This window comes from Acinetobacter sp. V91_7 (genome assembly GCF_031799075.1).
In the GTDB taxonomy this organism is placed as follows: domain Bacteria; phylum Pseudomonadota; class Gammaproteobacteria; order Pseudomonadales; family Moraxellaceae; genus Acinetobacter; species Acinetobacter calcoaceticus.
Genome location: NZ_JAVQNT010000023.1, coordinates 12,031 through 25,367, shown reverse-complemented (window position 1 = coordinate 25,367; position 13,337 = coordinate 12,031). Strand labels below are relative to the sequence as shown.

Sequence of the window (13,337 nt, the reverse complement as noted above, 5' to 3'; positions counted from 1 at the left end):
TCTTGATTTTATTGTTTGAATTCTCACCAAGATAGTTTTATAAAACGGTATAATTCCACTTTTATAGTTTATTTTTCGCTATGTCTCTGCAAGTTTGGTTCGCTTATATGTTGGCCTGTTGGGTAATTAGTATCTCACCAGGTGCGGGAGCAATTGCTTCAATGTCGAGTGGTTTAAACTATGGCTTTAGACATGGTTATTGGAATGCAATCGGTTTACAAATTGCTTTGTTACTTCAAATTATGGTGGTGGCAGCGGGTGTTGGAGTTTTATTTGCAACGACACCTTTGGCTTTTCAGTTTGTGAAATGGTTTGGTGTGATTTACTTGTTATATCTTGCTTATTTACAGTGGACAGCACCTATAAAAGATATAGAAATTCAACAAGAAAAAAGAGATAAATCTGTATTTGCGCTATTGCTAAATGGCTTTGTGGTCAATATTAGTAATCCCAAAGCGATTGTATTTCTATTGGCTGTGCTGCCGCAGTTTTTAGATTTGAGTAAGCCTCAATGGATACAGTACCTGATTATGGCTGTAACAATGATTACGATTGATTTGGTTGTCATGGCTGGATATACAGGGCTAGCATCAAAGGTTCTAAGATTACTTCGCTCCCCTAAACAGCAAAAATATTTGAATAGGGGGTTTGCTGTTATGTTTAGCTGTGCTGCTTTATTATTAAGTACAGTTCATCAGGCGTCCTAATTCAGGCCGCCTGTGTTTGATTTTTTAGCTTTTGAGTTATAAAAATAATGGCAAAAGTTAACGCCATACATAAAACAATACTCAAGCCTGTAGAGATATTCAGTGCTGCGCTTGACCATAGGCCGACACTCACACCAAGCTGGGCTAACACGAATGCCCAAATAACCATTTGCTTTGGTGAGTTTGCTAGTAAGCGAGCGCTTAAAGCAGGTATTACGAGTAATGCACCCATAAGTAAAGAACCTACAGCACGCAAAGCTAAGACAGTAAATAAAGCCAATAAAAGCATAAAAATAAGACGTTGCCAGTTCGCATTTACCCCTTCACTGACTGCAATGTCTGGATCAATTGCAAACTGTATTTGCGGCTGCCAAAAGCGGTAAAGAATTACGAGTGATATCGCAATAACTAAAGTGAAAACCGGTAAGTCAGGCCAGTCAATACTCAGCAAATCACCAAATAAATAACTTAAAAGCTCTGGTCTTAAACTTGGTACATGTTGAATAAACAATAAACCGCTACACAGTAATGTCGCTGAACATAAGGCTAAGAGAGCATCATTGGGTAAGCGATTGTCATGTAGCGCCCATAAAATTGCGACCAATAAAATGGCAGTACCTGCCACACCAAGCCAAAGTGGGAGGCTTAAAGCACCTGCGATAGCGACCCCAAGTAGGGTGCCGTGTGCCATGGTGTCAGCAAAAAAAGACATCCGTCTCCAAAGCATTAGACAACCAAGAGGTGCAGTCAAAAACACCAGCAAGGTTCCCATAATCCATGCGGGCAACAATAATTGTAACCATTCCATCATGGCTTAAGCTTCCGGTTCTGGGTGGATGTGAGGGCGGTCATTATGAGGGCAGGGGTGTGCAGCATCACCGTGAGCACAGTGATCATGATGATGTTGATAGAAAACCCGTTGAGTTCCAAATATTGCCTGATATTCAGGATGTTGTTGAATGTTCTCGGGTAGTCCACTACAGCAAATATGTTTATTTAAACACACTACACGGTGTGTTCCTTCCATCACCCATTGTAAGTCATGGGAAACAATTAAAATTGCACAGTTATATCGTTCCGGCAAACTGCGGACATACTCATAAAGTTCAGCCTCAGACTGAATATCTAAGCCTTGCATCGGTTCATCAAGAACTAAAATATCTGGCTGGCGAAGTAAGGCACGCGCTAGTAGTACCCGTTGGCGCTCTCCACCAGAAAGTTGTTGTACTTTTGATTGTTGTAACTTGGAAATGCCTGTGTCTTGAATAATTTCCTGACGCAGGGCAGGGTTACATTTTTCTAAATCAAGTAAATCCTGAACACGCAAAGGTAGGCTGTGTGAAGGATTGAACTTTTGTGGCACATAAGCCATTTTAAGTTTTTTATGATGGATAACTCGGCCACTACTCGGCTGGAGAATACCGAGTAGAACTTTAATAAGTGTTGATTTGCCTGCACCATTGGGACCAATCAAAGACACAATTTCATTTTGATGTAGAGCAAAATCAACTTTTTTTAAAATATCCCGATTATCGCGATGAACAGAAACCTGCTCAAGCTGAATTAATACAGGATTTAAGGAGTTGTGCGGCACTGTTGGCATTTCCCCGAAATTTCAATAATGCTGTGTTGAGCCACGAACTCATCTGACGCTGCAAGTTGGTCAAGCTGGTGAGTTAAACCTTGAGAAGAGGCTTCTTTAACCATGTGGCATTCGGTACAAATCAAGAATGCTGCTTGATGGCCTTCACGAGGGTGGCAACAGGGAATATAGGCATTAATAGAAGTTAGGCGATGGATCAAACCCTTTTCTAATAAAAAATCTAAAGTTCTATATACAGTTGGAGGAGCAGCCGGGCGATCAGTTTGACTTTTTATACGTGCGAGTAAGTCATATGCACCCATTGGACCTGAAGCGTTTAAAATGAGTTCCAAAACTTCTTTGCGCAAAGGCGTAAGTCGTGCGCCAGTCGCAGAACATAAATTTTCTGCTTCAGCTAAACGGTTTGCGACATTATGGTGATCATGCACACCATGCAAAGAATCATGATGTTCATGCGAGCAGGAACTCATAGAAATAACCTCGAATTTTTAACGGAATATTAGCATGAAGCGATGCTTCATTCGATTAATCTTAGGTATTTTTGTAACTTTGTTATATTATAACATGCTTCAAGCTAATTTAAATTGATGGTCTAGCATGTTCCGTTTTTTTGTTTTCAGTATGTTCTCGCTTTTGAGTACGTTAGGGTGGAGTCAGGGTTTGGTGGTTTCTACACACCCGATTTATCTGATTGCAAAAGAAATCACTCAGGGTGTTGAAGAACCTCAGCTTTTACTTAAAGGTCAGACCGGTCATGACGTACAGTTGACTCCGGCTCACCGTAAAGCAATTAATGATGCATCTTTAGTGATCTGGTTGGGTAAGGCTCATGAAGCACCTCTAAATAAATTGTTAGGTAATAATAAGAAAGCGATTGCCTTATTAGATAGTGGCATAGTTTCTGTTCTACCCCTGCGTAGTACACGCGGTGTAGCTTTACCTAATACAGTAGACACCCATGTGTGGTTAGAACCAAACAACGCAGTCCGAATCGGTTTCTTTATTGCTGCTTTACGTTCTCAGCAGCATCCTGAAAATAAGGCTAAATATTGGAATAATGCCAATATCTTTGCCCGTAAGATGTTTCAGGCTGCACAAGTTTACGACAGTACAAGTAATGGTAAGCCCTATTGGTCATATCATGATGCCTATCAATATTTAGAGCGCTCGTTAAACTTAAAGTTCGCAGGTGCTTTGACGGATGATCCGCATGTTGCACCAACAGCAGCTCAAATTAAGTATCTTAATGATAATCGACCGAAAAATCAGATGTGTTTGCTCGCAGAAAGTTTTACCACTAAAAGTCAGTATCAAAAATTAGGTAACATTACTTTTCAGCCAGTAGACGAGAGCATGAATAACGAGGATGATTTCGTCACTGCATGGAAGAAACTGGCTATAAAAACAGATAAATGTGTATTAAGTACGCAAAAGTAAGATAAAAAATAAACAAAGGCTGACTGTAGCGTCAGCACCACCGGTCATGAAAAACCCCGACTAAAGTCGGGAAAAGATTGCATGTTCAGGGGTGTAACTCTATAATGCCTGCGATTAAAAGCGATCATCAGCTAAACTTGTCAAGCATTTATGCTGTGAGTGGATAAATAATGAGCCGAACTAGTCGCTTGATTGACCGACGATTAGCAAAAGCTTTGGTCTTCTTACAAGCATGTATGATCCCTGTTTCCGCCCTCGTGGCGTGGAGCATAAAAGACATGACAGCAGCATTAAGTGCGGCACTTGGTGCACTGGTTTGCTGGCTTGCTATGAGTTATTTCTCGTGGCAATCCTTCAGAACAGCAGGTGCGAGAGCATCAAAACAAGTGCTGTCTAACATGTATAGGGGCATGTTAGGCAAATTTGCAATCATGATCGTTGGATTTATTTTGATTTTGAGCAATGTTAAACCTTTATCACCGTTAGCATTGCTGTTTGGTTTTATTCTCGTTCAGGCAATGTCGTGGGTCGCTCCATTTTGGGTGTCACGTCTAGAAAAACGGGTATAGAAACAAGAAGAATTGAAGATTTTTTGGAGGGTGGCGAGATATCGACAGTACGCCGATGTTCGTAACCCTTCTTTTTAGTAATTGACATTGACCAGGTGTGATTTATGGCTGCTGAAGAACATGCCCTCACTTCGACAGAGTATATCAAGCATCACTTGACCAATATGACCTATGGCAAAATGCCAGACGGTACATGGAAATTGGCTGAGACTGCTGAAGAAGCTCATTCGATGGGGTTCACTGCAATTCACTTGGATTCAATGGGTTGGTCAATTGGCCTTGGTGTTATTTTCTGTTTGTTATTCTGGATGGTTGCGAAAGCTGCAAATGCAGGTGTTCCAACTAAATTCCAGTCTGCAATTGAAATGATCATTGAGTTTGTTGACTCAAGTGTCCGTGACACCTTTCATGGCAAATCACGTTTAATCGCTCCGCTTGCATTAACTATTTTCGTGTGGATTTTCCTCATGAACTTAATGGACTTGTTCCCAGTTGACTGGATTCCTCAAGTTGCAGCATTTGTGGGTGCAAACGTATTTGGTATGAACCCTCACCACGTTTACTTCAAGATCGTTCCATCTACAGATCCAAACATTACTTTAGGTATGTCTTTATCTGTATTTGTACTTATCTTGTTCTACAGCATCCGCGAAAAGGGTGTTAGTGGTTTCGTTGGCGAGTTGGCACTTAACCCATTTAACCCAAGTAATCCAGTTGCAAAAGCGTTGCTTATTCCAGTGAACTTGATTTTGGAATTGGTAACATTCCTTGCTCGTCCGATTTCATTAGCTCTCCGACTATTCGGTAACATGTATGCAGGTGAGCTGATCTTTATCCTAATTGCTTTATTGCCGTTCTGGATTCAATGGGCGTTATCTGTGCCTTGGGCGATCTTCCACATTCTTGTAATCACGTTGCAGGCATTCATCTTTATGATGCTTACCATCGTTTACTTGAGCATGGCAAGCGAAAAACATTAATGGTATTGCCTAACTATCAAACGATGGTTGGGCTGAATTTTTTTAATTTAATTTGGTAATAACCTAACCTCTGAGGAATTTTTCATGGAACTCACTTTAGGTCTAGTTGCAATTGCATCTGCTATCTTGATCGCTTTCGGTGCTTTAGGTACTGCGATTGGTTTTGGTCTTTTGGGTGGTCGCTTTCTAGAAGCTGTTGCTCGTCAACCAGAATTGGCTCCACAACTTCAAACTCGTATGTTCTTAATCGCGGGTCTTCTTGATGCTGTGCCTATGATCGGTGTTGGTATTGGCTTGTTCTTCATCTTCGCTAATCCATTTGTAGGTTAATCATCTTAATTCCTAAATCCACTATTTGAGGAATTGCAATGAATATCAACCTCACATTGATTGGTCAAGCGATTGCGTTTGCATTCTTTGTTGCATTCTGCATGAAGTTTGTTTGGCCACCACTAATCAATGCGATTAGTGAGCGTCAGCGTAAAATTGCTGATGGCTTAAATGCAGCAGAAAAAGCGAAAGCTGAGCTTGCCGATGCACAATCGCAAGTAAAGCAAGAGCTTGATGCAGCTAAAGCACAAGCGGCTCAATTGATCGAACAAGCGAACCGTCGTGCAGCACAATTGATCGAAGAATCTCGTACACAAGCTGCGGCTGAAGGTGAGCGTATTCGTCAACAGGCTAAAGAAGCTGTTGATCAAGAAATCAATTCTGCTCGCGAAGAATTACGTCAACAAGTAGCTGCTTTGGCAGTAACTGGCGCAGAAAAAATCCTGAACCAGCAAGTTGACGCAGAAGCTCATAACGCCATGCTGTCTCAGCTGGCTGCTAAACTTTAAGAGAGGCGAATCATGGCTGAACTCTTGACGTTGGCACGTCCGTATGCCAAAGCAGCATTTGCTTATGCTTCTGAGCAAGGTGCAACAGACAATTGGTCGAATGCGTTACAAGTGCTCAGTGCTGCGGTGCAAGACGAAGCATTTTCCGCTTATTTAAATCGCCCTGAACTTACTCCTGTGGAGCAAGTGAAGCTTTTTGCTAAAGTTTTAGGTGAAGATCAGTCTCAAGCAGTGTCTAACTTTTTGACACTTCTTGCAGATAACGATCGTTTAATGTTGTTACCTGAAATTGAAGCAGAATATGAACAGCTTAAATCACAGAATAACAACAATGTGGATGTCGTGATTGAATCGGCTTTCCCATTAACTGCTGAGCAAGAGCAATTGTTGAAATCTGCTTTAGAAAAGCGTTTTAACAGTACTGTAACTGTTTCAGTTGAAGTTAAACCTGAGCTTATTGCAGGTGTTGTGATTCGTGCAGGCGATCAAGTGATAGATGATTCTGCGCTTAACAAGCTTGAAAAAATGCGTACTCGTCTTCTTGCATAATGCAAATGATGAAGACTGAACTATTAAAAGATTGAGGAATAGCGCAATGCAACAACTGAATCCATCCGAGATCAGTGCGCTCATTAAACAGCGTATCAGCGATCTGGACACCAGCGCGACCGCTAAAAACGAAGGTACCATTGTTATGGTATCCGACGGTATCGTGCGCATTCACGGTCTTGCTGATGCAATGTACGGTGAAATGATCGAATTTGACGGCGGCTTATTTGGTATGGCACTGAACCTAGAACAGGATTCAGTGGGTGCCGTTGTCTTAGGTAACTACTTAAGCCTTCAAGAAGGCCAAAAAGCTCGTTGTACAGGTCGTGTACTTGAAGTTCCAGTTGGTCCGGAACTTCTTGGTCGTGTTGTCGACGCTTTGGGTAACCCAATTGATGGTAAAGGCCCAATTGATGCGAAATTAACTGATGCTGTTGAAAAAGTAGCACCAGGCGTAATTTGGCGTCAGTCTGTAGACGAACCTGTTCAAACTGGTTATAAATCAGTTGATACCATGATTCCTGTGGGTCGTGGTCAGCGTGAGTTGATTATTGGTGACCGTCAAACTGGTAAAACAGCGATGGCGATCGATGCGATTATCGCTCAGAAAAATTCTGGCATTAAATGCGTATACGTTGCGATTGGTCAAAAACAATCAACAATTGCAAACGTTGTACGTAAGCTAGAAGAAACTGGCGCTATGGCGTATACAACTGTTGTCGCTGCTGCGGCTGCTGATCCTGCTGCAATGCAGTACTTAGCTCCGTACTCTGGCTGTACAATGGGTGAATACTTCCGTGACCGCGGTGAAGACGCTCTTATTATTTATGATGATTTGTCTAAGCAAGCTGTTGCTTACCGTCAAATTTCATTGCTTTTACGTCGTCCACCAGGCCGTGAAGCGTATCCAGGTGACGTATTCTATCTTCACTCACGTCTTCTTGAACGTGCTTCTCGTGTATCTGCTGACTACGTTGAGAAATTCACTAATGGCGCAGTAACCGGTAAAACTGGTTCTTTAACTGCATTGCCAATTATTGAAACTCAAGCAGGTGACGTATCTGCATTCGTACCAACGAACGTAATTTCGATTACTGACGGTCAGATCTTCTTAGAAACATCATTATTCAACGCAGGTATTCGTCCTGCTGTGAACGCGGGTATCTCTGTATCTCGTGTTGGTGGTTCTGCTCAAACTAAGATCATCAAAAAATTGTCTGGTGGTATCCGTACTGCTTTAGCACAATACCGTGAATTGGCTGCGTTTGCTCAGTTCGCTTCTGACCTTGACGAAGCAACTCGTAAGCAACTTGAACATGGTCAACGTGTAACTGAGTTAATGAAGCAAAAGCAATATGCTCCTTACTCAATTGCTGACCAAGCTGTTTCTGTTTATGCATCTAACGAAGGCTATATGGCTGACGTAGAAGTTAAGAAAATCGTAGACTTTGATGCTGCGTTAATCTCTTACTTCCGCTCAGAATATGCTCCGTTGATGAAACAAATCGATGAAACTGGTGATTACAACAAAGACATCGAAGCAGCAATCAAAGCAGGTATTGAAAGCTTTAAAGCGACTCAAACTTACTAAGTTTAGTTTTAGTTAAGTTTGGTTCACGGATCAACCTTCGGAAGCTCGAAAGGGCTTTCGAATACTAGGTTAAGCGTATGGCAAATTTAAAAGAAATTCGCGCCAAAGTAGCTAGTATCAAGAGCACGCAAAAGATTACTCGCGCGATGCAAATGGTAGCTGCTTCTAAAATGCGTCGTGCGCAAGAGCGCATGGCTCAGGGCCGTCCGTATGCCGATAATATGCGCCGTGTAATTGCTCACTTGGTTCAAGCAAACCCTGAATACAAACACCGTTATATGGTTGACCGCCCAGTTAAGCGCGTTGGCTATATCGTAGTGTCTTCAGATCGTGGTTTGGCCGGTGGCTTGAACATTAACTTGTTCAAGAAAGTTGTGCAGCATGTCAAAGCACAACAACAGCAGTCAATTGAAGTTGAATTTGCTTTAATTGGTCAAAAAGCGGTTTCGTTTTTTAAGAATTACGGCGGTAAAGTGCTTGGTGCAACTACCCAACTTGGCGATGCGCCGAGTTTGGAACAGTTAACTGGCTCAGTCCAAGTTATGCTTGATGCATTTGATAAGGGCGAATTAGATCGTATCTACCTCGTATCAAATGGCTTCATTAATGCAATGACTCAGCAGCCTAAAGTAGAACAACTTGTTCCTTTAGCACCAGCAGAAGAAGGCGATGATCTCAACCGTACTTATGGTTGGGACTATATCTATGAACCAGAAGCAGAACAATTGTTAAATGGTTTGTTGGTTCGCTATATCGAGTCTATGGTTTATCAAGGTGTGATTGAAAACGTTGCATGTGAGCAGTCAGCTCGTATGGTCGCGATGAAAGCAGCGACAGACAACGCAGGACAACTGATTAAAGACCTACAACTCATTTACAACAAGCTGCGTCAAGCCGCGATTACTCAGGAAATTTCTGAGATCGTTGGCGGTGCCGCTGCCGTTTAACATTATTAAGTTTGAATTGAGGAGACAGCAATGAGTAGCGGTCGTATCATTCAGATCATCGGCGCGGTTATCGACGTCGAGTTTGAGCGCAATAGCGTTCCTAAGATCTATGACGCTCTCCAAGTTGACGGTACTGAAACTACATTAGAAGTTCAGCAACAGCTTGGCGATGGTGTTGTTCGTACCATCGCAATGGGTTCTACAGAAGGTCTTAAACGTGGCCTTAATGTAACTAGCACAAATGCACCGATTTCTGTTCCAGTAGGTCCAGCTACGCTTGGTCGTATCATGGACGTTTTGGGTCGCCCAATTGATGAAGCTGGTCCAGTTGCAACTGAAGAACGTTTGCCAATTCACCGTCAAGCGCCTTCTTATGCTGAACAAGCTGCTTCTACTGACCTTTTAGAAACTGGTATTAAAGTAATTGACTTACTTTGCCCGTTTGCAAAAGGTGGTAAAGTTGGTTTATTCGGTGGTGCTGGTGTTGGTAAAACCGTTAACATGATGGAGTTGATCAACAACATCGCGAAAGCTCACTCAGGTTTATCTGTGTTTGCTGGTGTTGGTGAGCGTACTCGTGAAGGTAACGACTTCTATCACGAAATGAAAGATTCTAACGTTCTTGACAAAGTAGCAATGGTCTACGGTCAGATGAATGAGCCACCAGGTAACCGTTTACGCGTAGCGTTAACTGGTTTGACTATGGCTGAATACTTCCGTGATCAAAAAGACGAAAATGGTAAAGGTCGTGACGTATTATTATTCGTCGACAACATCTACCGTTATACTCTTGCAGGTACTGAAGTATCAGCATTGTTAGGTCGTATGCCATCTGCAGTAGGTTACCAGCCTACACTTGCAGAAGAAATGGGTGTTCTTCAAGAGCGTATTACGTCTACTAAATCTGGTTCGATCACATCGATCCAAGCAGTATACGTACCTGCCGATGACTTAACAGATCCATCGCCTGCAACTACATTTGCTCACTTAGATGCAACAGTAGTATTGAGCCGTGACATCGCATCTTCTGGTATCTATCCAGCGATCGATCCACTTGACTCAACTTCACGTCAGTTAGACCCATTAGTTGTTGGTCAAGAGCATTATGAAATTGCGCGTTCTGTACAGAACATTTTGCAACGTTATAAAGAGCTTAAAGACATCATCGCAATCTTGGGTATGGATGAGTTAGCTGAAGAAGATAAATTGGTTGTTTACCGTGCGCGTAAAATCCAACGTTTCTTCTCTCAACCATTCCACGTAGCTGAAGTGTTTACTGGTGCTCCTGGTAAATTAGTATCGCTTAAAGAAACGATTCGTGGCTTTAAAGGTCTATTAGCTGGTGAATACGATCACATCCCAGAACAAGCGTTCTATATGGTTGGTGGTATTGACGAAGTGATTGCTAAAGCTGAGAAACTCTAATTTAAGGAGATCATCTCATGGCGACTATGCAATGTGATGTCGTAAGTGTTAAAGAGTCTATTTACTCTGGCGCAGTAACGATGTTAATCGCGAAAGGCGCAGGTGGTGAACTTGGTATTTTGCCAGGACACGCACCACTTGTGACTTTGCTTCAACCGGGCCCGATTCGTGTTCAGTTGGAAAATGGTACAGAAGAAATCGTCTATGTATCTGGCGGTGTTTTAGAGGTTCAACCTCATGTTGTAACGGTTCTTGCAGATACTGCAATCCGTGCTGACAACTTGGATGAAGCTGCAATTTTAGAAGCACGTAAAAATGCTGAACAATTGCTTGCGAACCAAAAGAGCGATTTGGACTCAGCTGCTGCATTGGCATCTCTATCAGAGATTTCAGGTCAGCTTGAAACTATCCGTAAGATGAAGAACCGCGCATTATAATTTGTGCAGTGTTCATCAAAAAAAGCCACCGTAAGGTGGCTTTTTTATTATTTGGATATAACTTAAGAATCAGTTTTTGGATCAGGTTTTTCATCTCCAGCCATAATCATAGCTGCGAGTTTAACCATATCCATTTGAATGGTATTCAGCTGTTTTTCAATTTGTTCAAAATTGATTTGATCTAATTTCCCATTTAGTAAAGGCATGCTTAGAGCTTGTTGATTGGCATGTAATAAACTTTGGCGAATATTCTCAATTTCCTGACTTTTGATATCTAAGGTGAGAAGAGCTTGATTTAAACCTTGTAATTGCTGTTTTAAAGTTGAAACAGTTGTTTTTAATTCATTTTGATTTTTATCTTGAATAGCTTGTTCAACGTCAAGTTGAGTGTCTTTAAGTTGTTCAACATAATCTCCAGCTTTAAGCTGTAAATTAGCAGCATCTCGAACCATATAAAAAATATTGCCGCTTTTAAGTTCAGTTTTGCTTGGAGCAATATCTGACTCTTGTCGTTCAATAGCTTGATCGGACGCCTTTTCAGTTATTTCAGTATTTTCTTGTTCAGTAGCATGGTCTTGTGCCTGATCACACCCGAGTAAAAGCATGCCTGAGGCAAAAATTACAAAAGGAAGAAATGCACCCTGTAAAACTTTTTTCATAACTACAAACAACATCAAATAAAGCAAATAGGTACTATAGGCATAAAATATGGAGAAAGATTGTATTTTTGCAAACAAACAACATTTTGACCAGATAATAAAAAAGAGCGTAGAAAACGCTCTTTTTTACGTTTTTAAACGTTATTTTGCTAACTCTGCTTCAACTGCTTTAACGATTTGTTCATCATCCGCAGTTAGGTTTGGAGCAAAACGAGCCACTACTTCGCCATTTTTATTAATTAAGAATTTTTCGAAGTTCCATAAAACTTCTGGAGCTGGATTAGTTGGAATACCTAAGCCTTCTAAACGCTCACGGAAAGGTCCTTCACCAGTACGTTCTGGTTGAGCTGCTGTCAAAGTTTCATAGAGTGGGTGCTTATCTTCACCGACAACAGACACTTTAGAGAATAAAGGGAAGTGAACATCATAATTTAATGAACAGAATTGTTGAATTTCTTCATCTGAACCTGGTTCTTGTTCTTTAAAGTTGTTTGCTGGAAAACCTAAAATTTCAAGACCTTGATCTTTTTTTGCTTGATAAAGCTTTTCTAAGCCTTCGTATTGTGGAGTTAAACCACATTTAGAAGCAGTATTTACAATAAGTAAAACCTTACCTTTATATTGTTCAAGGTCAACCGTTTCGCCTGAAATAGCTTTTACTGGAATGTGATATACAGATTGTGTCATGAGTATTTCCTAAAGATTGTAGTTGATATCAAGTAACGCATTTGTTTTAACTGCTATTGAGGGGTAGTGCAATAATATTCGTGTTCAAAAAAGAAAAAGATTTTAAAAGATAAACTGAATTCTAGTTATTTCTAATTTGAATAGGTGTTTGTCCAGTATAACGTTTGAAAAACTCAATAAAACTTGAGCTATGTTGATAACCTAAATCATATGCTAAACGCTTAATGGGTGTCCCTTGTCGTATTTGATGAATTGCATAAACAATTTTGGCTCGATTTCTCCATTCAGATAAAGAGAGTTGTAGCTCTTGTTGACTCAAACGTAACAGGTGACGGTCACTTACCGAGAAATTTTGGAGTAACTGTTGTAAAGAGTGATCAAAAAGTAATGGGTCGGAAAGCTTTTCTAAAATAGGCAATAAAACTGGATGCCGCGTTTGAGGCAAATAATGCGAATAGGCTGGGGCTTGTTGTAATTGGTCGAATAAAACTTGTAAAAGATGTTCTAAATATTCAGGTTTTTTATTCTGCTTCTGTTGTTCCAGAATTTGGAGGACTAACGTCCGAAAAAAGGGCTGGATACTAAAACACTGACAGACATCTCCTAAAACAGAGCATAGGCGGGGATGTAGACGAATACAGATATAGTGAATTTCGTGATCAATATCAGTCGATTGATGAACCGTTTGAGGTGGAATCCAAAGTCCATAACTAGGTGGAGACAGATATAGCTGTTCTTCCACCTGCATTTCTAAAATACCATTTAAGCTGAAATTAAAATCTCCCCAGAGCGAGGCATGAGGACGAACAATATCTTCTTTTTGATATAGAAATTCATGAACTACTATACTGTTCAATAAAGAAAATTGTTGGTCCTCATTGTTCATCTTTGTACTCAGACTAATATT

17 protein-coding genes are annotated in these 13,337 nt (G+C 41.0%); 11 read left to right on the top strand and 6 right to left on the bottom strand.

All coding sequences use genetic code 11. The annotated features are described in order from the left end of the window. Positions 1 to 80: 80 nt before the first annotated feature. On the top strand, positions 81 to 707 hold the full coding sequence (locus RMB03_RS03630) for a LysE family transporter (RefSeq protein WP_026056167.1): 627 nt from the start codon (positions 81 to 83) through the stop codon (positions 705 to 707). 1 nt (position 708) lies between these two features. On the opposite strand, the gene znuB is transcribed toward RMB03_RS03630, so the two are convergent. The 3 genes from znuB to RMB03_RS03615 are packed head-to-tail and all read right to left on the bottom strand — an operon-like array spanning position 709 to position 2,780. Beyond that, positions 709 to 1,518, bottom strand: coding sequence for a zinc ABC transporter permease subunit ZnuB (gene znuB / locus RMB03_RS03625; RefSeq protein ID WP_026057177.1), 810 nt, complete (start codon positions 1,516 to 1,518; stop codon positions 709 to 711). A 3-nt stretch (positions 1,519 to 1,521) separates the two neighbouring features. Beyond that, positions 1,522 to 2,310, bottom strand: coding sequence for a zinc ABC transporter ATP-binding protein ZnuC (znuC, locus tag RMB03_RS03620; protein WP_080026135.1), 789 nt, complete (start codon positions 2,308 to 2,310; stop codon positions 1,522 to 1,524). Continuing rightward, entirely contained in the window at positions 2,283 to 2,780 is a 498-nt protein-coding gene (locus RMB03_RS03615; protein ID WP_003655556.1) for a transcriptional repressor, read from the bottom strand. Before RMB03_RS03615 ends, znuC begins: the two co-directional genes overlap by 28 nt. Positions 2,781 to 2,907: 127 nt before the next feature. On the opposite strand from RMB03_RS03615, the gene RMB03_RS03610 reads away from it, so the two are divergent. From RMB03_RS03610 to RMB03_RS03565, 10 genes are all read left to right on the top strand, one after another. Then, complete coding sequence (locus tag RMB03_RS03610) at positions 2,908 to 3,747, top strand: metal ABC transporter solute-binding protein, Zn/Mn family (RefSeq protein ID WP_199991063.1); 840 nt, start codon at positions 2,908 to 2,910, stop codon at positions 3,745 to 3,747. Between the two features lie 170 nt (positions 3,748 to 3,917). After that, positions 3,918 to 4,316 (top strand): ATP synthase subunit I, encoded by a 399-nt coding sequence (locus RMB03_RS03605; RefSeq protein ID WP_003655545.1) that lies wholly within the window; start codon positions 3,918 to 3,920, stop codon positions 4,314 to 4,316. Positions 4,317 to 4,420: 104 nt separating this feature from the next. Continuing rightward, positions 4,421 to 5,296: a F0F1 ATP synthase subunit A gene (gene atpB, locus RMB03_RS03600; protein ID WP_005037450.1), complete on the top strand. Its 876-nt coding sequence runs from the start codon at positions 4,421 to 4,423 to the stop codon at positions 5,294 to 5,296. Positions 5,297 to 5,380: 84 nt separating this feature from the next. Next, on the top strand, positions 5,381 to 5,626 hold the full coding sequence (gene atpE / locus RMB03_RS03595) for a F0F1 ATP synthase subunit C (RefSeq protein ID WP_000424060.1): 246 nt from the start codon (positions 5,381 to 5,383) through the stop codon (positions 5,624 to 5,626). Positions 5,627 to 5,664: 38 nt separating this feature from the next. Further along, positions 5,665 to 6,135 (top strand): F0F1 ATP synthase subunit B, encoded by a 471-nt coding sequence (locus RMB03_RS03590; RefSeq protein ID WP_003655537.1) that lies wholly within the window; start codon positions 5,665 to 5,667, stop codon positions 6,133 to 6,135. Between the two features lie 12 nt (positions 6,136 to 6,147). Next, a complete protein-coding gene (locus RMB03_RS03585) occupies positions 6,148 to 6,684 on the top strand; it encodes a F0F1 ATP synthase subunit delta (protein WP_003655534.1) in 537 nt (178 codons plus the stop codon). 46 nt (positions 6,685 to 6,730) lie between these two features. Beyond that, a complete protein-coding gene (atpA, locus tag RMB03_RS03580) occupies positions 6,731 to 8,275 on the top strand; it encodes a F0F1 ATP synthase subunit alpha (RefSeq protein ID WP_005037448.1) in 1,545 nt (514 codons plus the stop codon). 77 nt (positions 8,276 to 8,352) lie between these two features. Beyond that, a complete protein-coding gene (gene atpG, locus RMB03_RS03575; protein WP_003655530.1) occupies positions 8,353 to 9,222 on the top strand; it encodes a F0F1 ATP synthase subunit gamma in 870 nt (289 codons plus the stop codon). Positions 9,223 to 9,252: 30 nt separating this feature from the next. Beyond that, the gene (gene atpD / locus RMB03_RS03570; RefSeq protein ID WP_003655528.1) at positions 9,253 to 10,647 is read left to right on the top strand and encodes a F0F1 ATP synthase subunit beta; all 1,395 of its coding nucleotides are present in this window, start codon (positions 9,253 to 9,255) and stop codon (positions 10,645 to 10,647) included. A 17-nt stretch (positions 10,648 to 10,664) separates the two neighbouring features. Then, complete coding sequence (locus RMB03_RS03565; RefSeq protein ID WP_003655525.1) at positions 10,665 to 11,084, top strand: F0F1 ATP synthase subunit epsilon; 420 nt, start codon at positions 10,665 to 10,667, stop codon at positions 11,082 to 11,084. Positions 11,085 to 11,146: 62 nt separating this feature from the next. On the opposite strand, the gene RMB03_RS03560 is transcribed toward RMB03_RS03565, so the two are convergent. The 3 genes from RMB03_RS03560 to RMB03_RS03550 form a co-directional block, all read right to left on the bottom strand. Then, a complete protein-coding gene (locus tag RMB03_RS03560; protein WP_205470031.1) occupies positions 11,147 to 11,743 on the bottom strand; it encodes a hypothetical protein in 597 nt (198 codons plus the stop codon). 141 nt (positions 11,744 to 11,884) lie between these two features. Next, a complete protein-coding gene (locus RMB03_RS03555; protein WP_004640554.1) occupies positions 11,885 to 12,430 on the bottom strand; it encodes a glutathione peroxidase in 546 nt (181 codons plus the stop codon). A 121-nt stretch (positions 12,431 to 12,551) separates the two neighbouring features. Next, complete coding sequence (locus RMB03_RS03550) at positions 12,552 to 13,316, bottom strand: helix-turn-helix transcriptional regulator (protein ID WP_311073938.1); 765 nt, start codon at positions 13,314 to 13,316, stop codon at positions 12,552 to 12,554. Positions 13,317 to 13,337 lie beyond the last annotated feature (21 nt).